Annotated in this window: 28 protein-coding genes, 1 tRNA gene and 1 pseudogene; 14 read left to right on the top strand and 16 right to left on the bottom strand. The window is 41.8% G+C overall.

Translation table 11 applies throughout. The features are described 5' to 3' along the window. Positions 1–919, top strand: a 919-nt coding sequence (locus tag ACE3PQ_RS04645; RefSeq protein ID WP_374295633.1) for an alpha/beta hydrolase family protein, incomplete at its 5' end; no start/stop codon positions are given. Between the two features lie 87 nt (positions 920–1,006). On the opposite strand, the gene ACE3PQ_RS04640 is transcribed toward ACE3PQ_RS04645, so the two are convergent. Together ACE3PQ_RS04640 and ACE3PQ_RS04635 are read right to left on the bottom strand one after the other, a co-directional pair. Further along, positions 1,007–1,082, bottom strand: a tRNA-Asn gene (locus ACE3PQ_RS04640). A gap of 87 nt (positions 1,083–1,169) precedes the next feature. Beyond that, positions 1,170–1,739, bottom strand: coding sequence for an FxsA family protein (locus ACE3PQ_RS04635; RefSeq protein ID WP_374295637.1), 570 nt, complete (start codon positions 1,737–1,739; stop codon positions 1,170–1,172). A 150-nt stretch (positions 1,740–1,889) separates the two neighbouring features. On the opposite strand from ACE3PQ_RS04635, the gene ruvC reads away from it, so the two are divergent. Together ruvC and ACE3PQ_RS04625 are read left to right on the top strand one after the other, a co-directional pair. Further along, positions 1,890–2,435: a crossover junction endodeoxyribonuclease RuvC gene (ruvC, locus tag ACE3PQ_RS04630; RefSeq protein WP_374295631.1), complete on the top strand. Its 546-nt coding sequence runs from the start codon at positions 1,890–1,892 to the stop codon at positions 2,433–2,435. An 82-nt stretch (positions 2,436–2,517) separates the two neighbouring features. Beyond that, positions 2,518–3,261: a hypothetical protein gene (locus ACE3PQ_RS04625; RefSeq protein ID WP_374295629.1), complete on the top strand. Its 744-nt coding sequence runs from the start codon at positions 2,518–2,520 to the stop codon at positions 3,259–3,261. An 89-nt stretch (positions 3,262–3,350) separates the two neighbouring features. On the opposite strand, the gene greA is transcribed toward ACE3PQ_RS04625, so the two are convergent. The 3 genes from greA to carA all read right to left on the bottom strand — a co-directional run bounded on the left by greA (position 3,351) and on the right by carA (position 8,354). Next, a complete protein-coding gene (greA, locus tag ACE3PQ_RS04620; RefSeq protein ID WP_241570615.1) occupies positions 3,351–3,827 on the bottom strand; it encodes a transcription elongation factor GreA in 477 nt (158 codons plus the stop codon). Positions 3,828–3,964: 137 nt separating this feature from the next. Further along, complete coding sequence (carB, locus tag ACE3PQ_RS04615; RefSeq protein WP_374295626.1) at positions 3,965–7,198, bottom strand: carbamoyl-phosphate synthase large subunit; 3,234 nt, start codon at positions 7,196–7,198, stop codon at positions 3,965–3,967. A 16-nt stretch (positions 7,199–7,214) separates the two neighbouring features. After that, entirely contained in the window at positions 7,215–8,354 is a 1,140-nt protein-coding gene (gene carA, locus ACE3PQ_RS04610; protein WP_374295624.1) for a glutamine-hydrolyzing carbamoyl-phosphate synthase small subunit, read from the bottom strand. Between the two features lie 292 nt (positions 8,355–8,646). Between carA and ACE3PQ_RS04605 the strand changes: the two genes are divergently transcribed. Beyond that, the gene (locus ACE3PQ_RS04605; protein WP_374295621.1) at positions 8,647–9,129 is read left to right on the top strand and encodes a hypothetical protein; all 483 of its coding nucleotides are present in this window, start codon (positions 8,647–8,649) and stop codon (positions 9,127–9,129) included. A gap of 445 nt (positions 9,130–9,574) precedes the next feature. Here ACE3PQ_RS04605 and ACE3PQ_RS04600 read toward each other — a convergent pair whose 3' ends face one another. Beyond that, entirely contained in the window at positions 9,575–10,111 is a 537-nt protein-coding gene (locus ACE3PQ_RS04600) for a DOMON-like domain-containing protein (protein ID WP_374295619.1), read from the bottom strand. Positions 10,112–10,123: 12 nt separating this feature from the next. After that, positions 10,124–10,450, bottom strand: a complete 327-nt coding sequence (gene yhbY, locus ACE3PQ_RS04595; protein ID WP_374295617.1) for a ribosome assembly RNA-binding protein YhbY — start codon at positions 10,448–10,450, stop codon at positions 10,124–10,126. A 237-nt stretch (positions 10,451–10,687) separates the two neighbouring features. Here yhbY and rlmE point away from each other — a divergent pair, with 237 nt between their 5' ends. From rlmE to ACE3PQ_RS04570, 5 genes are all read left to right on the top strand, one after another. Further along, entirely contained in the window at positions 10,688–11,335 is a 648-nt protein-coding gene (rlmE, locus tag ACE3PQ_RS04590) for a 23S rRNA (uridine(2552)-2'-O)-methyltransferase RlmE (protein WP_241570609.1), read from the top strand. A gap of 157 nt (positions 11,336–11,492) precedes the next feature. Continuing rightward, positions 11,493–13,406 carry an ATP-dependent zinc metalloprotease FtsH gene (gene ftsH / locus ACE3PQ_RS04585; protein WP_241570608.1) on the top strand — a complete coding sequence of 638 codons (1,914 nt, stop codon included), beginning with the start codon at positions 11,493–11,495 and terminating at the stop codon, positions 13,404–13,406. 147 nt (positions 13,407–13,553) lie between these two features. Then, positions 13,554–14,408 (top strand): dihydropteroate synthase, encoded by an 855-nt coding sequence (gene folP, locus ACE3PQ_RS04580; protein ID WP_374295614.1) that lies wholly within the window; start codon positions 13,554–13,556, stop codon positions 14,406–14,408. A gap of 35 nt (positions 14,409–14,443) precedes the next feature. Beyond that, complete coding sequence (locus tag ACE3PQ_RS04575; protein ID WP_374295613.1) at positions 14,444–14,755, top strand: NGG1p interacting factor NIF3; 312 nt, start codon at positions 14,444–14,446, stop codon at positions 14,753–14,755. An 8-nt stretch (positions 14,756–14,763) separates the two neighbouring features. Further along, the gene (locus ACE3PQ_RS04570) at positions 14,764–15,117 is read left to right on the top strand and encodes a hypothetical protein (protein ID WP_374295612.1); all 354 of its coding nucleotides are present in this window, start codon (positions 14,764–14,766) and stop codon (positions 15,115–15,117) included. Between the two features lie 57 nt (positions 15,118–15,174). Here ACE3PQ_RS04570 and ACE3PQ_RS04565 read toward each other — a convergent pair whose 3' ends face one another. After that, entirely contained in the window at positions 15,175–15,972 is a 798-nt protein-coding gene (locus ACE3PQ_RS04565; RefSeq protein ID WP_374295610.1) for an enoyl-CoA hydratase-related protein, read from the bottom strand. Positions 15,973–16,058: 86 nt separating this feature from the next. Here ACE3PQ_RS04565 and ACE3PQ_RS04560 point away from each other — a divergent pair, with 86 nt between their 5' ends. Continuing rightward, the gene (locus ACE3PQ_RS04560) at positions 16,059–16,670 is read left to right on the top strand and encodes a nicotinate-nicotinamide nucleotide adenylyltransferase (protein ID WP_374295608.1); all 612 of its coding nucleotides are present in this window, start codon (positions 16,059–16,061) and stop codon (positions 16,668–16,670) included. 100 nt (positions 16,671–16,770) lie between these two features. Here ACE3PQ_RS04560 and ACE3PQ_RS04555 read toward each other — a convergent pair whose 3' ends face one another. From ACE3PQ_RS04555 to ACE3PQ_RS04530, 6 genes are all read right to left on the bottom strand, one after another. Next, a complete protein-coding gene (locus tag ACE3PQ_RS04555) occupies positions 16,771–16,932 on the bottom strand; it encodes a hypothetical protein (protein ID WP_374295606.1) in 162 nt (53 codons plus the stop codon). A gap of 22 nt (positions 16,933–16,954) precedes the next feature. After that, positions 16,955–17,443: a peroxiredoxin gene (locus ACE3PQ_RS04550; protein ID WP_374295604.1), complete on the bottom strand. Its 489-nt coding sequence runs from the start codon at positions 17,441–17,443 to the stop codon at positions 16,955–16,957. 135 nt (positions 17,444–17,578) lie between these two features. After that, a complete protein-coding gene (locus ACE3PQ_RS04545) occupies positions 17,579–17,950 on the bottom strand; it encodes a hypothetical protein (protein WP_241570601.1) in 372 nt (123 codons plus the stop codon). Positions 17,951–17,966: 16 nt separating this feature from the next. Next, positions 17,967–18,650, bottom strand: a complete 684-nt coding sequence (gene queC, locus ACE3PQ_RS04540) for a 7-cyano-7-deazaguanine synthase QueC (protein WP_374295601.1) — start codon at positions 18,648–18,650, stop codon at positions 17,967–17,969. A 396-nt stretch (positions 18,651–19,046) separates the two neighbouring features. Then, positions 19,047–19,745 carry a 7-carboxy-7-deazaguanine synthase QueE gene (gene queE, locus ACE3PQ_RS04535; protein ID WP_374295599.1) on the bottom strand — a complete coding sequence of 233 codons (699 nt, stop codon included), beginning with the start codon at positions 19,743–19,745 and terminating at the stop codon, positions 19,047–19,049. 118 nt (positions 19,746–19,863) lie between these two features. After that, entirely contained in the window at positions 19,864–21,060 is a 1,197-nt protein-coding gene (locus tag ACE3PQ_RS04530) for a JmjC domain-containing protein (RefSeq protein WP_374295635.1), read from the bottom strand. A gap of 333 nt (positions 21,061–21,393) precedes the next feature. Between ACE3PQ_RS04530 and ACE3PQ_RS04525 the strand changes: the two are divergent. Then, a pseudogene (locus ACE3PQ_RS04525) lies at positions 21,394–21,738 on the top strand (sodium:proline symporter); the annotation flags it as partial. 32 nt (positions 21,739–21,770) lie between these two features. Here ACE3PQ_RS04525 and ACE3PQ_RS04520 read toward each other — a convergent pair. Beyond that, on the bottom strand, positions 21,771–22,358 hold the full coding sequence (locus tag ACE3PQ_RS04520) for a nucleoside triphosphate pyrophosphatase (RefSeq protein ID WP_374295597.1): 588 nt from the start codon (positions 22,356–22,358) through the stop codon (positions 21,771–21,773). Next, a complete protein-coding gene (locus ACE3PQ_RS04515) occupies positions 22,358–22,741 on the bottom strand; it encodes a DUF2237 family protein (RefSeq protein ID WP_374295595.1) in 384 nt (127 codons plus the stop codon). The genes ACE3PQ_RS04520 and ACE3PQ_RS04515 overlap by 1 nt, the downstream gene beginning before the upstream one ends. A gap of 155 nt (positions 22,742–22,896) precedes the next feature. Here ACE3PQ_RS04515 and ACE3PQ_RS04510 point away from each other — a divergent pair, with 155 nt between their 5' ends. From ACE3PQ_RS04510 to fba, 3 genes are all read left to right on the top strand, one after another. Continuing rightward, positions 22,897–24,090 carry a phosphoglycerate kinase gene (locus ACE3PQ_RS04510; RefSeq protein WP_374295593.1) on the top strand — a complete coding sequence of 398 codons (1,194 nt, stop codon included), beginning with the start codon at positions 22,897–22,899 and terminating at the stop codon, positions 24,088–24,090. A 67-nt stretch (positions 24,091–24,157) separates the two neighbouring features. Then, on the top strand, positions 24,158–24,409 hold the full coding sequence (locus tag ACE3PQ_RS04505; RefSeq protein ID WP_374295592.1) for a hypothetical protein: 252 nt from the start codon (positions 24,158–24,160) through the stop codon (positions 24,407–24,409). Positions 24,410–24,581: 172 nt separating this feature from the next. After that, entirely contained in the window at positions 24,582–25,616 is a 1,035-nt protein-coding gene (gene fba / locus ACE3PQ_RS04500) for a class II fructose-bisphosphate aldolase (RefSeq protein WP_374295591.1), read from the top strand. Positions 25,617–25,751: the final 135 nt, after the last annotated feature.

Below are 25,751 nucleotides of genomic sequence, written 5' to 3'. Positions count from 1 at the left end.
TGCACCGAGTCAGATGGAGATGATTGAATATTTCTTAGTGACTGCCAATAATTTATTAGAACGGGGTTATGTGATTGTCGCGCCAGATTATGAAGGGTTGGGTAAAGCAGGGATCCACCCTTATCTAAATCTGCAGAGTGAAGCCAATTCTGCAATCTATGCAGTAGATGCCTTTAAAGAAAAATATGGCAGTGACCTACAAGGTGATTGGATGTCGATCGGACACTCTCAAGGTGGACATGCATCATTGGGTGTGGCGCAATTTTCCAATGATGATGAGAATTACAAAGGTGCAGTTGCCACAGCGCCTGCTTCTAGCTTGGGTTATATCATCACAGAAGTTGCTCCACAGGCAATTAGTTATATTGAAACTGCAGTAAGTCGAGATGCTGCAGCTTATGTATATTCCGAATTACTATCTTATGCTGCGTACGTGGGTGTTGGAATTAAAGCTTATCAACCTGACTTTGACTATCAAGAGATTTTTGAGGCTCGGTCGGGCAGGCTTGCAAAATATGCAGAAGGCTCTACAGGAGATAATGGATTCTGTATAGATGATATGATGAGTACATATTATATTGATATTCAGGGCTTTTTAGAGGAAAACCCATCTGCAACAGTCATGGATTATCCTGCATTGACAGCTGATTTCTTAGAAAATGAAACGATTTCTGCGTTTTTAGCAAGCTCGCAACCTGGTACAGTAAAACTCGATAAACCAATTTATGTCGTGCAAGGCAAATTAGACACGGCTGTACCATATCAAGTGACTCAACAGTTGGTATATGGTATGAATCAACTCGGGACAACACCACAAGTGCAATTGGATTTGGTGGAAGGCGCAGGGCATACCGAAGCGATTATTCAGCGTAATGAACAAATCATGGACTTTATCGAAGCCACGATGCCAGCTTCTTGAAGTTTGATGAAGCCAAACACAAAAAAACCTAGATGATTCATCTAGGCTTTTTCATTGCAGCGCTTATTACTAAGACTTTGCGAATTTTGGCTCTCCCACCTGGGCTCGAACCAGGGACCTGCGGATTAACAGTCCGTCGCTCTACCGACTGAGCTATGGGAGAATGTGCAAGCGATTGTATGGACTAATACATCTTAGGTCAAGGATTTTACTCATTAAAATATAAAATCAGCCTTTGATTGTTGCAAATTTAGTCATTCTCTTTGTGATCAATGCGCTTTTGTTCAGGCTGAACTTCACGTGCCTCGCCATCAATGACACTTGAATCGTTACTCGCACCACGACCACCCATCTGCTGACGTTGCATCTCTTGCATTTGACGCATCATATCGGCAAAAGGATTGTTTGGATCATTGGCATTACCAGACATGCCACCCATCATTTTTTCCATCATGGCTTGTTGTCGCTTTTGCATTGCTTTCATGGCTGAGTTTCTAAACATGGTTTGCACCGCAGGAATCAACATCAAGAATGCTATTAAATCTGACCACAAACCAGGAATAGCAAGCAGTAAGCCTGCAAAGGCACGAGGTAGATATTTGCCGACATTCGGGTCATTCGCCATTTGCCCTGACATTTGCATTTGTTGCATCTGTGGCATGATATGCGCAACACTGCTACGCAATATTGTAAAGCCAATCATGGCAGCGAAGATAAACCAAAAGAATACGTACCAACCGCTACCGACTAAATCACCGACCACAATCCACGTTACGATCTCGGTCACGATGGCAATCAATACTAATAAAATCAGACCCATTTCGGTGCTTTGCAACCTCATTTAGACAATTTAAAATCAAAAAATATGGCGTTTAATTTAACCCATCACCACGCCAAACGCACGAGCACTTAGGTTTTTTAAAACGATTTATGTAACAATAGTGACGTTTTGAAAAATTTAAAGGGCAAAATGACAATAATCATCGGTATTGACCCCGGCTCACGGCTTACAGGTTATGGCATCATTGAAAAAGATGGGTCAAAATTGCGTTTTGTGGATGCAGGGACGATTCGTACCGAAAGCCAAGAGATTCCTGAACGATTGAAACGGATTTTTGCAGGGGTAGATCGAATTGTGCGTTTTCATCAGCCGACAGAAGCTGCGGTTGAACAAGTCTTTATGGCACAAAATCCCGACTCGGCTTTGAAACTCGGTCAAGCCCGAGGCGCAGCCATTGCGGCACTGGTCAATCTTGATCTGAAAGTCGCAGAATATACCGCACGACAAATCAAGCAATCTGTAGTCGGCTACGGTGCAGCAGATAAAGAACAAGTGCAGATGATGGTGATGAAGTTGCTTAATCTTTCAGTCAAACCACAAGCCGATGCCGCTGATGCCTTAGCGGCTGCGATTTGTCATGCACATGCTTCGGGTAGTTTAAATAAACTTGCTGTGCTCAATGCTTTGGGTGGTGGTATGGCACGTGGTCGAGGGCGTGGATTACGACGACGCTAATCTAAGGATGAGGCTTGCTAAAAAGGAATTTCAAAGTAAAAATTTAAAACACATTAAAATAAGGATGACGACGATGAATATAATGGATACAAAGATTGGCAGTGTGGTGTCGTTATTATTGTTGATGTCTGGGATGCACGTACAAGCCAAAATCACCGCATTGCCGATGATTGAGATCAAAAAAACGGATGCACAAATACAGCAGATTTGCCAGCAAGCAAAAATATCGTGTATGAAACAGGATGATGGGGGATTATGGCAAGTCAAAAATGGCTCAACGCAGCAATATTACCTCATCGATGCACGCCCGCAGATTGTGCAATTACAAAACGTCGGAACGACATATAAGGCATTAAATCATTGGGATTTTAAAAATTATCAACATCATAATCGTGACCCTTCAGATGAGTTTGCTCATAGCGGTATGACAATCTTTCCCGCATTCTATCCTGTCAATCACCAAAATAATGCCATAGCCATACTGAACAATTGGTCGACAGGCTATTCTGGTGGTGGTGCAGGGGAGCAAGTTGCAGATTTCATCATGTTGCAAGCACAAGGGAAATATCAAGTAGCGATCCAAGACATGCCTTTTTATGACTATTCGATGATTAGGGCATGTTTCTCAGAAGCTGATTATAAAAACTCACCACATTGTCACGATGAAACTTGGCAGATCCTTCGGTTGAATATTCAGGATGTCGGTAAAGCGTATTATCAATGGACATTCAATTATTCAGCATATACTTGGGATGCGTTTCAACCGAAAACCAGTACAACAGTTGAGAAGACCAAACGGGTTATGATGCCATTTTCTCAAAAATGAAAAAGCCCGCTTTAGATTAAAACGGGCCTGATGTTTTTACAGACTCTTTACATGTACTTTGCCAAAGCGCTAAGCGTAATCGTAAGTGCTTATAAATATTCAACCTTAACCACTTCGTATTCTACTTCACCTTGTGGGGTAGTGATTTTGGCTTCATCACCCTCATTTTTACTGAGTAGACCACGTGCGATTGGTGAGTTCACTGAGATTTTATTTTGTTTAAAATCTGCTTCGTCATCACCCACAATTTTATAAGTCTTTTGTTCTTCGGTATCTAAGTTTTCAATGGTGACAGTCACACCAAAGACCACACGGCCATTTTGTTCTAAGTCTTTGACATCAATCACTTGTGAAGCGCCAAGTTTACCTTCGATATCTTGAATGCGACCTTCACAGAAACCTTGTTGTTCACGGGCAGCGTGATACTCAGCGTTTTCCTTAAGATCACCGTGTTCACGTGCCTCTGCGATCGCTTGCGTAATACGTGGGCGCTCTATAGATTTGAGATGTTGTAATTCTTTTTCCAGTGCAGCTTTGCCTTCTGGCGTCATTGGATAGCGTTGCATATTTTCCTCACTATCTGTTTCACTAGGCTGAGCGTAGATTGATAATGATACATACAGATCATTCACTTTCAATTCGCCCAGTTCAAATTAAAAAAATCCGCCACCTCCGTCAGAGATGGCGGAAGTGTTGATGGTGTTTAGGCTTCTGTTTGTAAGTCCTGCAAGCGGTATACATCCATTGGCAATTGAATTCCTAAAGCCTGACAAACTGCATCTGCACCATTTAGTGTGGTGGTGTAATACACTTTGCCTTGCAATGCAGAGCGACGAATCGAGAACGAGTCTTGCTGAGCTTGCTTGCCTTCTGTGGTATTGATAATGAGGTGTATCTCGCCATTTTTCAAGCGATCCACGATATGTGGACGACCTTCGGTGACTTTATTGACTCGCTCACATTCCAATCCTGCCTCTTTTAATACATCAAATGTACCGCCAGTGGCAACCAGTTTGAAGCCATGACCGATCAGTTGTTGTGCAACTCGAGCGACATGTGGTTTATCTGAATCACGCACAGACAAGAAGGCATGTTTAACTTCACCTTCAGTTGGCTTACCTGGTAGACGATCATTCGAGCCAAGTACGGCTTTGTAGAAAGCCTCACCAAAGGTTTTGCCGACGCCCATGACTTCACCAGTCGATTTCATCTCAGGCCCAAGCACAGGGTCAACACCTGGGAATTTGTTGAAAGGGAACACAGCTTCTTTTACTGCAAAGCTCTTTGGAATAATTTCCTGAGTAAAGCCTTGTGATGACAAAGATTGACCTGCCATACAACGTGCAGCGACTTTCGCCAAAGACTCACCGATACATTTCGATACGAATGGTACGGTACGAGATGCACGTGGATTCACTTCGAGAATGTAAACATCATTGCCTTTCACCGCGAACTGTACATTCATCAAGCCAACCACGCCAAGCTCTTTCGCCATCGCCACAGTTTGACGGCGCATTTCGTCTTGGATTTCTTTAGACAAAGAATATGGCGGAATAGAGCATGCTGAGTCACCAGAGTGAACACCCGCTTGCTCAATGTGTTGCATGATCCCGCCGATGACAACTTCTTTGCCATCTGATACACAGTCTACATCGACTTCGGTCGCATCATCTAAGAAGCGGTCAAGCAATACAGGTGCTTCATTCGATGCTTGAACCGCTTCACGAAGATAGCGTTTCAGCTCTTCTTCGTTATAGACGATTTCCATCGCACGACCACCAAGTACATAAGAAGGGCGTACTACCAATGGGAAGCCAACTTTAGCAGCTTCGGCGATACCTTCTTCAGCAGATTTGACAATGCTGTTGTTTGGTTGGCGTAGATTCAATTTTTGAATCATTTGTTGGAAGCGTTCACGATCTTCTGCACGGTCGATCGCATCAGGTGATGTCCCAATAATTGGTGCACCAGCCTCTTCCAAAGCACGTGCCAATTTCAATGGGGTTTGACCGCCATATTGAACGATCACACCTTTTGGTTTTTCAGTGCGAATGATTTCTAACACGTCTTCTAAAGTAACAGGTTCGAAGTACAAACGATCTGAGGTGTCATAGTCAGTAGATACGGTTTCAGGGTTACAGTTGACCATGATGGTTTCGTAACCATCTTCACGCATCGCAAGGGCAGCGTGTACACAGCAATAGTCAAACTCAATCCCTTGACCAATACGGTTTGGACCGCCACCGATGACCATGATTTTGTCTTTATCCGATGGATTGGCTTCGCATTCTTCATCATAAGTCGAATACATATATGCTGTATTTGATGAAAACTCAGCCGCACAGGTATCAACACGCTTATAGACTGGATAAACGCCCAAGTTCCAACGCTCTTTGCGGAATTGCTTTTGCGAAATACCCATCAAATCTGCAATGCGTAGATCCGATAAACCTTTGCGTTTAAACGAACGAATATTTTCTGCCGTTAAATCACCAACACCCAATGCTTTGACTTGTGCTTCGGTTATAACGATGTCTTCGATTTGAATGAGGAACCAACGGTCGATTTTAGTCGCTTGGAAAACATCTGCTAAACTAAAGCCGTGACGGAAAGCATCTGCAACATACCAAATACGCTCAGGACCTGGAATTTTGAGTTCAACCAAAATCTTGTCTTTGATATTAGTCACTTCATCAGTGATTTTTGAATCAAAACCTGATACGCCAACTTCTAAACCACGAAGCGCTTTTTGCACAGACTCTTGGAAGTTACGACCAATCGCCATCACTTCACCAACTGACTTCATTTGTGTAGTCAATGTTGCATCTGCTTGCGGGAATTTTTCAAAGTTAAAGCGTGGAATTTTGGTCACAACATAGTCGATCGACGGCTCAAATGATGCAGGAGTCACGCCACCAGTGATGTCATTTTTCAGCTCATCAAGGGTATAACCGACGGCTAGTTTTGCAGCGACTTTTGCAATTGGGAAACCCGTTGCTTTTGAAGCGAGTGCAGATGAACGTGATACACGTGGATTCATCTCGATCACGACCATACGACCCGTGTTCGGGCAGATACCAAACTGTACATTTGAACCGCCAGTTTCTACGCCGATTTCTCGAAGTACCGCAACTGAAGCATTACGCATCAATTGATATTCTTTATCCGTCAAAGTTTGCGCAGGAGCAACGGTGATTGAGTCACCAGTATGTACGCCCATCGGGTCAAAGTTTTCAATGGCGCAGACGATGATACAGTTGTCTTTCTTGTCACGAACCACTTCCATCTCGTACTCTTTCCAACCAATCAATGATTCATCAATTAAAAGTTGTTTGGTTGGAGAAAGGTCAAAACCACGCTCGCAGATTTCTAAGAATTCTTCTTTGTTATAGGCAATACCACCACCTGAACCACCCATGGTAAAGGATGGACGGATAATCACAGGGAAGCCAAAACGGTTTTGGATTTCAAGTGCCTCTTCCATGCTCTCTGCAATGGCAGCTTTTGGACATTCCAAACCGATTTTGCGCATCGCTTGGTCGAATAGCTTACGGTCTTCGGCTTTTTCGATCGCATCTTTACTTGCACCGATCAGCTCAACGCCATATTTTGCCAGTACACCGTGCTCATCAAGGGCGAGGGCACAGTTCAATGCCGTTTGACCACCCATGGTCGGGAGGACTGCATCTGGACGTTCTTTTTCAATGATTTGCGCAACGGTTTGCCAAGTGATTGGCTCGATATAGGTTGCATCTGCCATCGAAGGGTCAGTCATGATGGTCGCAGGATTTGAGTTGACCAAAATGACACGGTAGCCTTCCTCACGCAGGGCTTTACACGCTTGCGCACCTGAGTAGTCAAACTCACAGGCTTGACCGATGACAATAGGACCTGCACCAATAATTAAGATGCTTTTTATGTCTGTACGTTTAGGCATATGAAGTATTCCTTAATTACTGCTTTGCAGCTTCAATGAGTTCGATAAAATGATCAAATAATGGCGCACAGTCATGCGGACCTGGGCTGGCTTCAGGGTGACCTTGGAAGCTAAACGCAGGTTTATCAGTACGATGAATGCCTTGGTTTGTGCCATCAAATAATGAGCGATGTGTGACTTTGAGCGTTGCAGGCAATGTGCTTTCATCAACAGCAAAGCCGTGGTTTTGCGACGTGATCATCACTGTTCCATCTTCAAGATTTTGCACAGGGTGGTTTGCACCATGGTGACCATGATTCATTTTCATCGTGGTCGCACCAGAGGCGAGTGCCAAAATCTGATGACCCAAGCAAATACCAAATACAGGTAAGCTAGTCGTTTCAACAATGGTTTTCACTGCGTCAATCGCATAGTCACACGCTGCTGGATCGCCAGGACCATTGGATAAGAACACACCATCTGGATTTAAAGCTAAAACTTTTTCCGCAGGCGTTTGCGCAGGTACAACAGTCAGCTTGCAACCACGATCGGCAAGCATACGCAGAATGTTGGTTTTTACACCGTAGTCATAAGCCACCACGTGGAATTTCATTTCAGGCTTGGTAAAACCTTCGCCCAATGCCCAAGAACCTTCTGTCCATTCAAAACCTTCAGGATCGCAACATTCTTTCGCAAGGTCTAAACCATTTAATCCGCCAAAGGCACGTGCTTTTTCTAAGGCTTCAGCTTCGGTGATATTTTCCCCTGCAAGGATACAGCCGTTCTGTGCGCCTTTGTCACGCAAGATACGAGTGAGCTTACGAGTATCAATATCTGCAATCGCAACGACATTATGTTGTTGTAGGTAGTCGCTCAGTGATTGTTCTGCACGGAAGTTACTATGAAGTAAAGGCAAGTCACGAATGATTAAACCATTCGCCCAGACTTTATGAATGCGTCCAGACTCAGTGTCTTCTGCATTACAGCCTGTATTCCCAATATGTGGATAGGTCAATGTGACCATTTGCTGCGCATAACTTGGATCAGTTAAGATCTCTTGATAGCCAGTCATGGCAGTGTTGAAAACGACTTCACCAGTCGTAGAACCAGATGCGCCGATCGACGTACCTTTGAAAATCGTCCCATCAGCGAGGGCTAAAATGGCGGGGATGCTCAAAGCAAAGCTCCTGAATTTTAAGCTGTAAAAAAGCGAGTAGACTTATCGAGAAGCTGGAAAATAATCGACTTTCCGCTTCGGTCTGCTCGCTTGTAACTTAAAGAAGTATTGTACGCAAAACTTGCTTAAAAGTCTAATGAAAATTCGGGAGATTTGCGTCAATTTGGATTTTAACCATTTATCCAATTCTGTATAGAAATTTAAATTGTCGGACAATAAAGTAAGCATAAAAATGTTTTTGTGTGTTTAATAGTCAATATCCAAATAACATTACTCCCTGAGGATTTTTAAAATGGCTAGACAAACGACTAAAGCAACAGAGAAAGCAGAGCAAGTTGTAGACCAAGTGACTGCTAAAGTTGAACAAGTTGCATCTGATGTTGCTGAAAAAGCTGAACAAGTAAAAGCTGAAGCAATTGTTGCGAAAAAAGACTTTGCACAAAGTGTACAAGATCAAATCGTTGAATTGAAAACTGAATTTTTAAAGCGTGTTGAAACTTTAAAAGCACAATTCCCAGTTTCTCAAACTGAATTGGTTGAGTTGAAAGAAACTTTGAAAGTTGAGCTTACTGCACTTTTGGAAGACTTCAACAAAGTATCTAAAGACATTAAAGAAGACATTACGTCAATTTCTTCAAAGCATAAAGATCAATTGACTGAATCTTTAAAGCGTTCAAAAGAAACTGCTGTAGAAGCATTCAATAAAATCAACCTGTCTCAAGTGAAAGAAAAGGCTCAAGAAAAAGTTGAAGAAGTTAAAGCGAAAGTTTCTTAAGTCGCAGTTTTATAATCTACGATTGAATAAGCCTAAGCAGTCTTAAAAATATAGATTTTTAAGATGCAAACACTCATTTGATCGTGAGGAAAACGAAGCTACGGCTTCGTTTTTTTATGGCGATAACTAAGCTGAGTTCGATGAAATGTGCGAAGTACGATATTGAAAAGCATGATATTTTAGGCAAGGTCTTGCGGTTTATCCTCGTATTTCAGGATTAACCTTCGGTTCGAGTTACTTTTCTTTCGGGAAAAGTAACCAAAACCATTTGTCAGTCACAAACTCGGTCATATACTAAAACTTATCCAATCCCTTGAAGAACGTCATTTTACGAAAGTCATTCTGCCCTCGAACAGTGCGACTGACATTTCCACGAATCAGATAAATTTTATTCATCTTATATCGAACTGAAGTTAACTATTTCAATGAATAAAATTATTGCAGATTAGAACAGATGTAGCCAATCTCTTTTGTTATGAAAATCTGCTTCTGGGCTACTGTGTTGCATTGCAAAATAATGCGTTTTCGCAGTTGTTTGAATCACTGCACTGATGCCAACAAACAAGTCTTTCATGGCAATTTTGTGATGATGTAAAAATAGATTGATATCAATCGTCGCTGTTAGTCCAAAACCTGTACGTTTGAGTTCGACCAATTCAATTTTAGAATTGAGTGGTGGAGGCATCGTTTCAGGATAACGATATTCTTCAAAATGATAACTTTGCCAAGCGCCTGATGGAGAAAGATTCACTTCTATATACTGATCTTGCTCTTTGATGCCGATAAAAATTTCAAAGCAAGTATGTTCCCACAGAAAATCTCGTCGTGGATGTCTAGCGACTTTATCCGCCCAAATGATCTGTTGCATCGGGTCGTTCAACCAAAAACCTAACTGAATAATGCCACTGGCAGGGGATTCAATCGCCGCCACGATACTGAGATCGCGCGTCGGCTGAAATGCATTGAGTTCAAAACTTGCCATAATTTAAAACGATTAATCGTTAATCAAATGCGCATGACGCACAATATTCGACAGCTTCTGATTTTGCTGTGCGGCTTTTTTATAGAGTAAAACGATTTTTCCAATTTGCTGTACGCTTTCGGCTTTGGTGCGTTCGATGAGCGCTAGAATTACCGCAGCTCGAACTTCACGATCTTCACCTGCGACTTTGACTTTAATCAATTCATGATCATTGAGCGCACGTAAAGTTTCCTCGACGACATTATCCGTCAAGCCTTGACTACCAATCATTACTACAGGCTGTAGTGCGTGACCGATCTGACGTAGACGTTTGCGTTCTTGAGTTTTTAAAGCTGCCATGATGCGAACCGATGATGAAAACGCATTATTTTAAACGCTTTTCATGAAAATTGCAGGGCTTTGACAATATATTTATTAAGATGCGTCACAGGTGAGTTTGAAGATACTTTGAATTTTGCGATCATTTTGATTGAAAAATTGATTAGGATTTCGTGACTTGATTTGCGCTGATGTACTGCATCAAGCGATTTTTTCACGTAGAATGCAGGCTGTTTTCACTGAAATTTTGTATGACAAATGGCAACTAAAATTACCAATCAAAAATTATCTAAAAGTAGTCGCGCTTGGATGCGTGAGCATTTGGATGATCCTTTTGTCAAAAAAGCGCAAAAAGAAGGTTATCGTGCAAGAGCGGCGTATAAACTTCTGGAAATTCAAGAAAAATACAATTTAATCAAACCTGGAATGACGGTGGTTGACTTAGGAGCCGCACCGGGTAGTTGGTCGCAAATCGCAGGAAAATTAGTCGGTGATAAAGGCATTGTGATCGCCTCAGATATTTTAGAAATGGATGCTTTGCCTGATGTCACTTTCTTACAAGGTGATTTCCGAGAAGAAGAAGTTTTTGAAAAATTGTTAAATATTTTAAATGGACGACCTGTAGACCTTGTAATTTCCGATATGGCACCCAATACATCAGGTAATAGGGCTGTTGATCAACCACGTCAAATTTATTTGTGTGAGTTGGCTTTGGATTTTTCTCAAAAAGTTTTGGGGAAAAAAGGGCAGATGGTCGTCAAAGTATTTCAAGGAACTGGTTTTGATGAGTTCCGTAAACAGATGGTTGATACCTTCGATGTGTTAAAAACAGCAAAACCTGCTGCATCTCGGGCAAGATCGAAAGAGGTTTTTTTGATCGGTCAGGGGCGTAACAAATCTTTATAAGGTCGCTTTAGAAAGTAGCGTTATAAAGCCAAATGTGCAGAGTGACTTTTTGTGAGCATCTGTACACTAAAGCTGTTAAAATGTGGTTTCGCTTTTTAGGATGGTGAGTTGAGCTGTTTTTCAGCTGACCAAATTTGATAAATATGGGAATAGAGCTTTGAGCGATTTCGTCAAAAATGCCGTATTGTGGCTGATTATTATCGGTGTGCTGGTACTGGTTTTTAGTAATTTCAGCGACCGAGGCAAAACTGATGCGTTGAGTTATTCTCAATTCATCACTGCTGTGAATGATGGACAGGTAAAACAAGTCACTGTAGATGGCGAGCGCATCACAGGTACTAAAGCCAATGGTTCAGAATTTGAAACCATTCGTCCAGACGTGTTTGAACCACAGTTTGTACCGAATTTGATTGAAAAAGGCGTTGAAGTTGAAGGTGTTGCACCGCATCGTCAAGGTTTGTTGATGCAACTGTTGATCGCAAGTTTCCCTATTTTATTGATCATTCTATTGTTCATGTTCTTTATGCGGAATATGGGCGGTGGTGCAGGCGGTAAAAATGGTCCAATGAGCTTTGGTAAATCTAAAGCTAAAATGCTCTCAGAAGACCAAGTCAAAGTCACCTTTAAAGATGTGGCTGGTGTAGATGAAGCTAAGCAAGAAGTCGTTGAAATTGTCGATTTCTTAAAAGATCCTGCAAAATTTAAACGTCTTGGTGCATCTATTCCACGTGGCGTATTAATGGTTGGACCTCCGGGTACTGGTAAAACTTTGCTTGCAAAAGCAATTGCAGGTGAAGCCAAAGTACCATTCTTCAGTATTTCTGGTTCAGACTTCGTTGAGATGTTTGTCGGTGTTGGTGCATCTCGTGTACGTGATATGTTTGAACAAGCCAAACGCCATGCACCGTGTATCATCTTTATTGATGAGATTGATGCGGTCGGTCGTCATCGCGGTTCGGGTACAGGTGGCGGTCATGATGAGCGTGAGCAGACCTTGAACCAAATGTTGGTTGAGATGGACGGCTTTGATGGTAATGAAGGCATTATCGTGATCGCTGCAACAAACCGTGTTGACGTATTGGATAAAGCTTTACTTCGTCCGGGTCGTTTCGACCGTCAAGTGATGGTTGGCTTGCCTGATATTAAAGGCCGTGAGCAAATCCTCAATGTACATATGAAAAAGTTGCCATCTGTGACTGGTGTGGATACGCAAGTATTGGCACGTGGTACACCGGGATTCTCTGGTGCACAGCTTGCCAATCTTGTGAATGAAGCTGCATTGTTTGCCGCACGTCGTAACAAGACCACTGTGGATATGCACGACTTCGAAGATGCGAAAGACAAAATTTACATGGGTCCTGAGCGTAAATCGATGGTCATTCGTGATGAAGAGCGTCGTGCGACGGCGTATCATGAAGCAGGTCATGCAATCGTTGCTGAACTGTTGCCAAAGACTGATCCTGTGCATAAAGTCACGATTATGCCTCGTGGTTGGGCGCTTGGTGTAACTTGGCAGTTGCCTGAGCAAGATGCGATTAGTAACTACAAAGACAAGATGTTGAATGAAATTTCGATTCTTTTTGGTGGTCGTATCGCTGAAGAAGTCTTTATCAATCAACAATCAACTGGCGCATCGAATGACTTTGAACGTGCAACCAAAATTGCCCGTGCAATGGTCACAAAATACGGTATGTCAGATCGTCTTGGTGTCATGGTTTACGAAGATGAAAACCAAAATGGTTTCTTTGGTAATGTAGGCAATCGTACGATTTCAGAAGCGACACAACAGCAAGTTGACGCAGAGATTCGTCGAATCCTCGATGAGCAATATAAAGTTGCACGTGAGATTCTAGAGAGTAATCAGTCGATTGCACATGAAATGGTCAAAGCGTTAATGCAATGGGAAACTATTGATCGTGACCAAATCCGTGACATCATGGAAGGTCGTGAGCCACAGCCACCGAAAGTTTATATTCCTGAAAATCCGATTACGGTAGGCGATGAAACTGTGGGTGAGGAAGATGATTCTCCATCTACGCCACCACCACTACCATCATTGCCTAAAGCCTAAATTTGGCTGGATGAAATGTAAAATTAGATCGCTTCCGAGCGGTCTTTTTTATTACTGTTTTTAACGCAGTAAGCAAATTCAATTGAAGATATTTCCATTTTTATATGATGAATTGGTTAAACTCATAAGAATGATTAAGGAGTCATCATGCAACTGCATCCCTTGCCAAAACGTACACTACAATGCGCCAATAAAACTTTGGATTTATCTATACCGCAAATCATGGGGATTCTGAATGTCACACCTGATTCATTTAGTGATGGTGGGCAATTTCATCAAACGTCGAAAGCGGTTGCACATGCGGTCGTGATGATAGAGCAAGGTGCAACGATCATTGACATTGGTGGTGAGTCTACACGTCCTCATGCAGATGCTGTGAGTGTACAAGAGGAGCTTGATCGAGTAATTCCTGTGGTAGAGCAGTTGGTAGATCATGATGTGGTGATTTCGATCGACACCAGTTCGCCTGAAGTGATACGAGAAGCAGTCGCCAAAGGTGCGCATATTTGGAACGATGTGCGTGCTTTAAAACGTCCGAATGCCATGCAAACGGCAGCAGATTTAAATATTCCTGTGATCTTGATGCACATGCGTGGTGAGCCAAGCACTATGAATGATTTGGCGGTTTATCAAGATGTCACCGCAGAAGTCATGTCAGAGTTACAACAGCGCATTAATGAAGCATTAGCCATAGGCATACGTAAAGAAAATATTATCATTGATCCCGGTTTTGGCTTTGCCAAGACAGCTTCGCAAAATTTACAATTACTCAATAAGTTTTGGAAATTGCATGAACTGGGCTATCCAATACTTTCGGCGCTATCTCGTAAACGATTCATTGGCGAGGTATTAAACGGCGCAGAAGCTACTGAGCGTGATATTGCCAGTAGCACAGCACATTTGCTGTCGATACAACAGGGCGCATGTATGGTGCGCACACATAATGTCAAAGCGATGTCGGATACCATCAAAATGTGGCAAGCCATGAATGACGGGATTTGATGATTTTGCAATGATTTCAAGAGATGGAATAAACGATGTTAAAACTGATCTACTATGTACCTGAGTCGCATCTTGAATTGACCAAGCAAGCAATTTTCAAAGCAGGTGCAGGCGGTATCGGTGATTATGCAGAGTGTGCTTGGCAGGTCAAAGGGATTGGTCAGTTTAAACCAGTGGGTCAAGCCAAGCCTTTTATTGGTCAGATCAATCAGCTTGAGCAAGTCGAAGAGTGGCGTGTTGAAACCATTGTTGATGAACAGTTTGCGCAAGCGGTAAAACTGGCTTTATTTGCAAGTCATCCCTATGAAGAACCTGCTTTAGAGTTTTTGACAATTATAGAGGTTTAAGACTTCTTATGAATAAATTACCTGATAATCATATTATTGTAACTGATATTGCAGGACATCAAGCCCAACTATTTTGTTTGCAGTTAGAGGCTAGAACTATTTTAAAAGCAAAAGGATTTATAGAAGATAAGAAATATAATGGACAAGGTCAGCTTTATCATAAGAACATTTCAGATTGCTCACAAAGTGAAAGGTTAGAATTGATTACTTTTCTAATTAGTATTGGTGCATTATTTTCAGATGGAAATGGTTGGAGTCCTGCTGAATTAGTACGATATTTTAAAGGTCAAAAACTTATAAGTGATTTATTTCAAGTAATTGGTTGGAAAAACTCGGATACTTATGAAATTACTATTGAATAAAAACAACCTCTAATTCAAAGTCAAAAAGCTGATTTTGTTGAATTAGAGGTGTCATGATCAATTAAACTTAGAAAAATCCGCTTTACGTTTTTCTTTAAATGCAGTCAATGCTTCGATCATTTCAGGTGATTTAACACGTTGCATAAAGATTTCTGCTTCATGATCAATCCAAGCCACGATGTCATCTTTATCTGCTTTCATCAAGGCTTTGCTTTGTTTCAGCGAAGCAAGAGGTAGTTGGTTGAGATGCTCTGCCATTTGCGCCGCTTGAGCATATGGCTCATCGACGATTTGCGTGACAAGTTTTGCATCTAGTGCAGTTTCAGCATTGAATTTACGTGCTGACATCAGCAAGTCTGCGGCTAATAAATAGCCTGCACGTTGTTGTAGCAATTTACTTGCAGCGCCTTCAGGAGATAAACCTAAGCTAACAAAAGGAATTTGGAATACTGCGCTAGTATCTGTATAGACAAAATCAGCATGGAGTAGCAAAGTCACGCCGATACCAATTGCCACACCTTTGACACCTACGATCAATGGTTTTGAAAATTTTGCTGCTGATTTTAATAATAAAAATGGTGCGCCATCACCAGCAGGGCTGATTTGTTTTTTCAGACTTGCTGCGAAATCCTGCATGTCATTGCCTGCAGAGAAGTCGTTGTTTGCACCACGTAGAACTACGATACGCACGTCATTTGACGCATCTGCTTGATACAGTGCTTGTTCGATTGCAATATATAGGTCAGTATAGAGCGCATTTTTGGCTTCTGGACGGTCAATCGCTAAAGTAAGAATGCCGTTGGCTAACTCTGCTTTTAAATGTGGGTTGCTATTGTTTAAACAATCTAAGCTCATCGTTGTATTCCATCGTCTGATTTAAAACTTGAGTGTAGTTTTAACAAAGATGGCGCACGCTGTATAGTTGAAAAATTGAGGTTTTTATGTCGCATGAGTTCAAAGCGTTTGATTATTTGGTGTTCATTGGGCGTTTTCAGCCGTTCCATATTGCACATCGAGAAGTCATTGATATTGCGCTAGCGCAGGCAAAGCAAGTGATACTCGTGCTTGGTTCCGCTCAAGATGAACGAAGCATTAAAAATCCTTTTTCAATCGCTGAACGTCAGCAGATGATTTTATCGAGCTTCGATGAGGCAACACGACAACGCATTCAATTTGTCCCGGTTATTGATTTATATAATGATGAAAAATGGGTCAAAGCAGTGAAAGATGGCGTCAATGATTTTATTGCTCAGCATCAGCACAGTAAGGATAAAATAGAGCGAAAAACAGGCTTAATTGGTCACTTTAAAGATGATAGTTCGTACTATTTAGCGTTATTTCCTGAGTGGCAATTGGTCGAATTGGAAAACTTAAAAAATCAGCTTTCGGCGACGCCACTACGTGCCAAATATTATCAAGGTGAAATTGATCAAGATCATTTAAGTGCGGAAGTCCAAGAGTTTTTAATCGAATTTCAAAATAGTGAATGGTATCCGCTGTTGCAGTATGCCTTTCAACAGCAGGATGATACACCAGTGAATTTATCGGAATAATTTAAAATTAATCTGCGTTCGATAAAGCATGTGACACCTAATATTTTAGGCAAAGTCTTGCGGTTTATGCCCGTATTTCGGGATTAACCTTCGGTTCGAGTTACTTTTCTTTCGGGAAAAGTAACCAAAACCATTTGTCAGTCGCAAACTCGGTCATATACCAAAATAAATACAATGCCGTGTGAAACATTACTTTACTAATGTTGTCCTGCCCTCGAACAGTGCGACTGACGTTTCTACGAATCAGATAAATTTTACTCATCATATGCCGAACTGAGGTTGAATTAACCACTTTGTAGTTGTTTGATTTCTTCTAAAATCTTCTCAGCATGACCTACGGCTTTGACTTTGCGGAAGCTGGCTTTGAGTTCACCGTTGTGGAAAATAAAAGTTGAGCGCTCGATGCCCATGACTTTTTTACCATACATATTCTTTTCTTTGATGACATCAAAGTGCTGGCAAAGTTTTTCATCAGGATCGCTGATCAAGCTAAAGTTAATTTCTTGCTTTTCGGTAAAGCGTTCATGGCTTTTGATTGAGTCACGAGATATACCAAAGATTTGCACGCCAAGTTTGGTAAAATCGTTTTTAAATTGGCTAAATTCATTGGCTTGTGTGGTGCAACCCGGTGTCGAATCTTTTGGATAAAAATAAATAATCAGCCAGTCTTGTAGGTCGCTTAGCTTAATGTCTCCTTGTGTACTTTCCACAGCAAAGTTTGGTAATTGAATTTGTTCGAGTTGTTCTTTGCTTTTTTCGATTTGATCTGCCATGTGAATTCCTCTTTAAAAATTTAATCTTGCAAAGATTTTAGCATTTGCTTAACAATAAGTCTGTGATCAACAAATTCGACCAATAAAAAAGCCTGCTTCAGCAGGCTTTTCGATTTTTGCAATATTGTCTGCAAATTATTTTTTCTTCGCAGATGCTGATGCCGCTTGTGCAGCATTTTGAACTTTTTTGATCAAGCTTGGACCTGCACATGTTTCCATTTGCTTTTCAGTACGTTGTACCACTGCAAGGGTGCGAGGGTCTTTCTTGGCATTGACCGCACTTCGAATTTCCCATTCTTCTGCATTGGTCATTTTTGCTTGGCTATCAATGGTACATTTACAGAACTTTGAAGCTTCTGCTGAAGTCAACACTTTTGCTTTGGTGAAAGAACCTTGACAGTTCTTTTCTAAATCACCACGGATATTGGTACTTGTATTTAGGTCTGCGGCAAAAGTTTGACTTGCTAGTGCTGCGACAAGGACTGCACCTGCAGTTTTTAACATCATATTTTTCATAAATAGCCTATTGTTCTAAAAGTGAGTTTACATAACGTGTCGGGTCACTTACCCCAGCTTCGATGAAGCCTTGATGGCGTAGGCGACAGCTGTCACACACACCACATGCCCGACCGTCAGTATCTGCTTGGTAGCATGACACTGTTTGAGCATAGTCTAACCCATGTTCAATGCCGAGTCGTATGATATTCGCTTTGGATAAATGTAACAAAGGTGTTTCAATTTTTATCGGATGTCCTTCTACGCCTGCTTTTGTTGCAAGATTAGCCATTTTTGTAAATGCGTCGATATATTCAGGACGGCAGTCTGGATAGCCTGAATAATCCACTGCATTGACCCCAATTACAATCGCTTGCGCATCTTTGACTTCAGCCAATGCGAGCGCATAAGATAAGAAAATCGTATTGCGTGCAGGCACGTAAGTAATTGGAATGCCTTCTTGAAACTGATCAGGTATGTCAAGGTTGTGATCGGTCAGAGCAGAACCACCAATGTTACTGAGATCAATATTGATGATGCGATGATCGAGTGCGTATTTTTTTGCAAGTTGTTTGGCTGCTTCAAGCTCACTGGTGGAGCGTTGCCCATACATAAAGCTAATCGCATAGCAATCATATTGCGATGCAGCCCAAGCTAGACAAGTACTTGAATCTAAACCACCTGATAATAAGACGACGGCTCTTTGACGCATAACACGACCTTAAATTAACACTAAAAAACAGCCGTAGATTTTAACACAGCCTGAATGATGAATTTAAGTATAACGTGAGTTCGATGAAATGACGTCTTTATCTAATTGAAAAATTTAAAGTCTCACTCGGAGTCTTACCGTTTATAGTCATATGGGTCAATCAACCTTCGGTTCGACCTACTTTTCTTTCGGGAAAAGTAGGCAAAACCATTTGTCAGTCGCAAACTCGGTCAAATACCAAAACCAATTCAATACCTTGAGGAACGCTAATTTTCGAAAGCCATCCTGCCCTCGAACAATGCGACAGACGTTTCCACGAATCAGATAAATTTATTCATCTTATTATGTCGAACTGAGGGTAAGGTAACTTAAATAGAAGTGAGCGAGGAAATTGGATTAGCGACCTTTTTCATCTTGCCAAAGCAGTTTGTGCAGTTGTAGTTGGAATTTCACAGGGAGATGATCTTCCAAGATCCACTGTGCCAAGTTACGTGCTAAAGGCGGTAAGCGTACATCACCCTCGATCGCAAAGGCAGGAGAAAACCATACAGTAGACACGAGATCCGCAAGCTGATGTTGCATCAAGAAATCTTTTGACCATTCATAATCTGCACGATCGCTAATCACAAACTTGATCTGATCATGTACGGTGAGATGTGGGTAATTCTCAATCAGATTGCGATGTTGTTCGTGACTTGATGGTGTTTTGACATCAACAATTCGTGATACACGTGTATCAACTTTACTAATATCAAGCGCACCACTGGTTTCTAAGGATACTTTAAAACCACTATCACATAATGCTTTGAGTAAAACCAAACAGTTTGGTTGTGCCAAAGGTTCTCCACCTGTCACACAGACATATTTAGCGTTGTAGTGTGAAATTTGTTGGATGATTTCTTCCAAACCATAACGTGTACCACCTTCAAAGGAATACGTGGTATCGCAATAGACACAACGTAGCGGACAACCTGTTAAGCGCACAAATACCGTCGGATGACCAGCCTCATTGGCTTCACCTTGTAGCGAGTAGAAAATCTCGGTCAGTTTGAGCCCTGCAGCAGGATCAGTGACAGGGATGGATTGAGTGCGCATAGGAAACAAAGATTGGCTTAGACAGCGATAAATCAAGATGGAAAAATAGGCGAGCTATTCTACCTGAATTTCGGAAAAATAGCTGATCAATTTCTACGGTAATGATGTATTGAAGACTTTAGTCAGATTCAATAGGTTCAATAAGCATCAGAATGCCGAAATTTAACGCCTCGACGATTAATTCAAAAGTTGTATCTAAATCCGCTGTCGGATTTGCTAAGTCATTTAATAAAAATTGTTCACCATCAGCCAGTGTTTTAAAGATTTGCATTGAATCTGCATCAACTGGGAATAATTCACCATTCGCCCAAAATTCCAATGTGGTTTCTGGGCTATCATTCGTCAGCGTGCGATAAAGTAAGCGGTTTGCAGGTTCAAGAGCTATGCCATAGCCATCTTCAGCATAGTCTTTTAGTTTTTCAAGACTGATTTCTTCAGGTTCAGGAATATGCTCGGCATATTTGGCTTCGCTGATGAGTGCCATGACCGCAGACTCAAAACCTGCATTATTTTTAATTGCCTTTAAAAGTAGCTGTTTTAAGGTATCGAATTCGAGTTGAGTAATTTCTCCGATCGCTTGCGGAGCTTTACGTTGAAAATCGCTGATTGGTGTCTTTGTCAAGATTTGATCGGCAAATTGATCACTCACACGGTCGATCAACTGCGCATGATTTGGCATGCGAAAACCAAAAGAAAAGGTCAGACATTCATCTTTTGCTACACCATAGTGTGATAGGCGAGGTGGCACATACAGCATGTCACCTGGTGCAAGCACTTCATCAAAATCCACCTGCATTTCAGCTAGCAATTTTAAGGGTTGATTTGGTACGATCTCGGTGAATTCATCACACCATTGTCCAAGTTGCCAACGACGATGCCCAAAACCTTGCAATAAAAATACATCGTAAAAATCAAAATGCTGTCCAACCGATCCACCTTGAGGTGCATAAGAGACCATGATGTCATCTCGTCGCCATTGTGGAATAAAGGAAAATTGTTTCCAGAGATCAGCAAGTTCTAAGGAATAATGATCAACCGCCTGAACTAACAGCGTCCAGTAAGGCGGTAATTTTTTAAAATCTTTTGTGCTAAGTGGTGAGTTTTTTACCTGCCATTGATCATGCTTTTGACCATGTTGCGTGATTAAACGTGCAGTGACATCATCATCTAAAGCCAATTCTTTGATGTCATCAGGCTCAAACATACCGACAATTTCAGGTAGCGCATTGCGTACGAGAAGCGGTTTCTTTTGCCAATATTCAGCGAGGAATTGTTCGGCACTGATACCACCTAATATGGAAAGTGGTTGAGAAATTTGCTTAGACATAATTATTCAAATGCAGTCAAAAATATAAGCATATTTTCCTCTGTGGAGCGATGAGTTGCAATGCGTAATTGCCTTGAAGATGAGGTTTGGAATACGACTGTTTTTGGTCATTTCGTCGAAGTGTTATAGACTATTGTTTTATTTTGTGAATTTTTAAAGGGGAATGTCGATAAACCAATTGCGTAGGTGAATTTCTGCTACTCGCTAGTTTTTTCAGATGCCTTAAAGATTTTCATGATGATTTGTCAGTTTTTTAAGTCATTTGTATTTTGTAAGTCAAGACGATTTGGCTAGAAAAACAGATTCAAGATAGGATAAGTCTATTTTGGTATTGCATTTTTCCAAGCCAATTCAGAGCTTGCAGCACCTGTCACTGCGAACTCGGAAACAGTATTTTTACAACTGACACAAATCTTGTTTAATCCGTGGATTGTAGGGGTGATTCTCGCAGCGTTCTTGGCGGCGGTAATTAGCACTTTGAGTAATCAACTTTTGGTCTGTTCAACGACGAATACCGAAGATTTTTATAAAGTCTTTAGCTGTAAAAATGCCTCACAAAATGAGTTGGTTTGGATTGGTCGTATCATGGTTGTTGCGATCGCCGTCTTGGCAATCTCGATGGCAAGTAATCCTGAAAGTAAAGTGCTTGGTTTAGTATCTTATGCGTAGGCATTTTTTATGTTCAAATATTTTGCAATCTAAGGAATTTGAATATTGAGCTGACGTAAGATCGAACACAGTTGAATCATTGGCAAACCCATCAATGCAGCGTAATCATCACCTTTGAGCCATTCAAATAAGCTAACTCCTAAGCTTTCACTTTTAAAACTGCCTGCACAATGAAGTGGTTGATCTAAAGTCACATAACGTCGAATTTCATCTTCACTTAAAGCACGAAATTTGGCTTGAAAGGGCACAACGCAAGTCTGTTCAAATTGTTGGTTTAGGCATTGCACAGACAAACCTGTGGCGAAATGAAGCACTTTGCCAGATTGATTTTGAAGTTGTGCGATGGCGTTTTGCTCGGTATAGGGCTTGCCAATGAAATGTTGTGGTGATTCTGCGAGATACGCCACTTGATCTGAACCAATCACGATTGCGTCGGGATAATCATTGGCAATTTTCAATGCCTTTTCAAAACTCAAACGCTGTGCAAGTTGTTCTGCATTTTCATTGGGCTTTGCGCTTTCGTCAATATCAGGGCTGATCGCCAAATAATCGAGCTGTAAACGCTCAAGTAAAGCTTTGCGTGTTTCAGAGCTTGAAGCAAGGATAATCTGCGTCATTAAACGGCATATTCCATTAAGGTTTCTAATTCTACAAACTGCAACACACTTTCATGACAGGCATGAATTTTTACAGGTGGCGCAACCTGATGTTGATAGGCTTCTACCCAACAGGTCACGCAAATACACCAAAAATCACCTGGTTTTAAACCAGGAAAGCCAACTTCAGGTAATGGTGTGGTCAAATCATTGCCAACGCGCTGTGAAAAGCTTAAAAATTCAGAAGTCATTTGTGCGCAGACTGTATGTAATCCAACATCCGCATAACCTGTATGGCAAAAACCATCACGATAATATCCTGTGATCGGATCATAGCAACAGCTAGCCAATGCGCCACCCAAGACATTGAGGCGATTGAGTTCTGGGTCGGGATGATATGACATAAATAGCCCTTTCAAATTTAGATTTAAAACCACTCACATCATCATGATAATTGATATTGACGGTAAATTTCATATTTTACCGAAATAGAACTACCTTTTTAATGAGAATGATTTAAAATTTGCGCAAATGAATTAACCAATGATGAGAGAAGTCGATGAATTTTCAGCGCATGACTGATTTAGATTTAAATGGAAAACGAGTTTTAATCCGTGAAGATTTAAACGTACCAGTTAAAGATGGCAAAATTACCAGTGATGCTCGTCTACGTGCTGCGATTCCAACCATCAAACAAGCCCTCGCTCAAGGCGCTGCGGTGATGGTATTTTCTCACTTGGGTCGTCCAGTAGAAGGTGAGCCAAAGCCTGAACAATCTCTTGCACCCGTGGCAGCCTATTTGAGCGAAGCACTAGGTCAAGAGGTGCAACTATTTACTGACTATTTAGACGGTGTTGAAGTCAAAGCAGGGCAAGTGGTACTCCTTGAAAATGTGCGCTTCAATCATGGTGAAAAGAAAAACAACCCTGAACTTGCGCAAAAATATGCAGCACTGTGCGATGTATTCGTGATGGACGCATTTGGTACAGCACACCGTGCAGAAGCTTCAACAGAAGGTGTAGCACGTTATGCCAAGCAAGCAGCTGCAGGTCCGCTTCTTGCAGCAGAGTTGGATGCTTTAGGTCGTGCCATGCAAACGCCTGAAAAGCCAATGGTAGCGATCGTTGCAGGGTCAAAAGTATCGACGAAGCTTGATGTGTTAACGTCACTATCGACAATTTGTGATCAGTTGATCGTTGGCGGTGGTATTGCCAATACTTTCCTTGCAGCCGCAGGCTATAACGTCGGTAAATCACTCTGTGAAGTAGATTTACTCGACACTGCAAAACAAATCGCTACTAAAGTCGATGTACCACTACCAATTGATGTGGTGGTTGCAGATGCGTCAGAAATTAACTTCGATGACTTTTTAGGTTCGGCAGGCAATGCCAAAGCCGTGGTGAAAAAAGTCGCTGATGTATCTGATAACGATATGATTCTCGATGTTGGTCCTGAAACCGCACAACAATTTGCAACATTGCTGAAGCAATCAAAGACTATACTATGGAACGGTCCTGTCGGCGTTTTTGAAGTGGATCAGTTCGGTGAAGGAACGAAAGCATTGTCATTGGCGATCGCAGAGAGCGCAGGCTTCTCGATTGCAGGTGGCGGAGATACATTGGCAGCGATTGATAAATATCAAGTGGCTGACCAAATCGGTTATATCTCTACGGGTGGCGGTGCGTTCCTTGAGTTTGTCGAAGGCAAAACTTTACCTGCTGTTGCAATACTTCTTGAACGTGCGAAAAACTAATACTGTTAGTTTTTTGAAATTTGATTTTAATTGACTTTAAATTAACACTTTAATTGAGGATATCTTGATGAATATTAAATTTTTAACTGCTTTGGCAATTGCTCTTCCTTTATTCACTGTGGCATGTACAAAAAAAGAAGCGCCTGCTGAAGGTGCGACACCTGCAGAAGCGACTGCGCCTGCTGATGAGGCTGTGACACCAGAGCAACAGGCGGCAATTGACTCAGTGGATCAACCAAATCCAGAAGCGATCGCTGTAGAGGGTGAAGAGCCTACAGCTTCAGTTGAAACGACTGAAACTGTGACAACTCACCAGTAGCGACTGAAGAAGCTGATCCTGCAGCACAAGCTGAGCAAAGCACAGAAGCTGCACAATAATTGATTTTGAAAATCCTCGCATCTGCGGGGATTTTTTTATATTTTAAATCGTGATTTTAGCTGAATTAGAATGATTATCGGGTTAGAATGCGCTTAGATTTTGGGAGTTACTTATGGCACTTATTTCACTTCGCCAATTATTAGACCATGCGGCTGAGCATCAATATGGCGTTCCAGCGTTTAACGTCAACAACTTAGAACAAATGCGTGCCATCATGATGGCGGCAGATGAAACCAATTCCCCTGTGATCGTGCAAGCCTCTGCGGGTGCACGTAAGTATGCAGGTGCGCCATTTTTACGTCATTTGATCTTGGCTGCGATTGAAGAATGGCCACACATTCCTGTAGTGATGCACCAAGATCACGGTACAAGCCCTGCGATCTGTCAGCGTTCGATTCAGCTTGGTTTTAGTTCGGTGATGATGGATGGTTCATTAGGGACTGATGGCAAAACACCAAAGGATTATGACTATAACGTCGGCGTAACACGTGAAGTCGTTGCGATGGCGCATGCTTGTGGTGTGTCTGTAGAAGGTGAGATCGGTTGTCTGGGTAGCTTAGAAACAGGTTTGGCAGGTGAAGAAGATGGCGTCGGCGCAGAAGGTGTACTTGATCATTCTCAGCTTTTGACTTCTGTCGAAGAAGCTAAACAGTTTGTAGAAGATACCAATGTTGATGCTTTGGCGATCGCTGTCGGTACCTCGCATGGCGCATACAAATTCACTCGTCCACCTACAGGTGATATTTTGGCGATTGATCGTATTAAAGAAATCCATGCCGCATTGCCAAACACGCATATCGTGATGCACGGTTCTAGCTCTGTACCACAAGAGTGGCTCAAAGTGATCAACGAATATGGCGGTCAGATTGGCGAAACTTATGGTGTGCCAGTTGATCAACTCGTTGAAGCGATCAAGCATGGTGTACGTAAGATCAACATTGATACCGATTTGCGTCTTGCTTCAACAGGTGCGATTCGTCAATTTATGGCTGAAAACCCTGCGGAATTTGATCCACGTAAATACTTGGCGAAGACTGTAGAAACCATGAAGCAAATCTGCGTCGATCGTTATACCGCATTTGGTACAGCAGGGAATGCGAGTAAGATCCGCCCGATCTCATTAGAAAAAATGGTTGAGCGTTATTAGGGTCTGTTGACATTTCACAGATGCTTGCGACAACGGATGTTTTTTAGGCGATACTAGGAATGAATGAAGAAATTTAGTCATTCTAAATGATTCATTCATAACAACGTAGCGTCAAAAAACATCCTTGTCCCGAAG

The organism is Acinetobacter sp., from assembly GCF_041911495.1.
Taxonomy (GTDB): Bacteria; Pseudomonadota; Gammaproteobacteria; order Pseudomonadales; family Moraxellaceae; genus Acinetobacter.
This window is presented reverse-complemented; position numbering and strand designations above follow the sequence as displayed.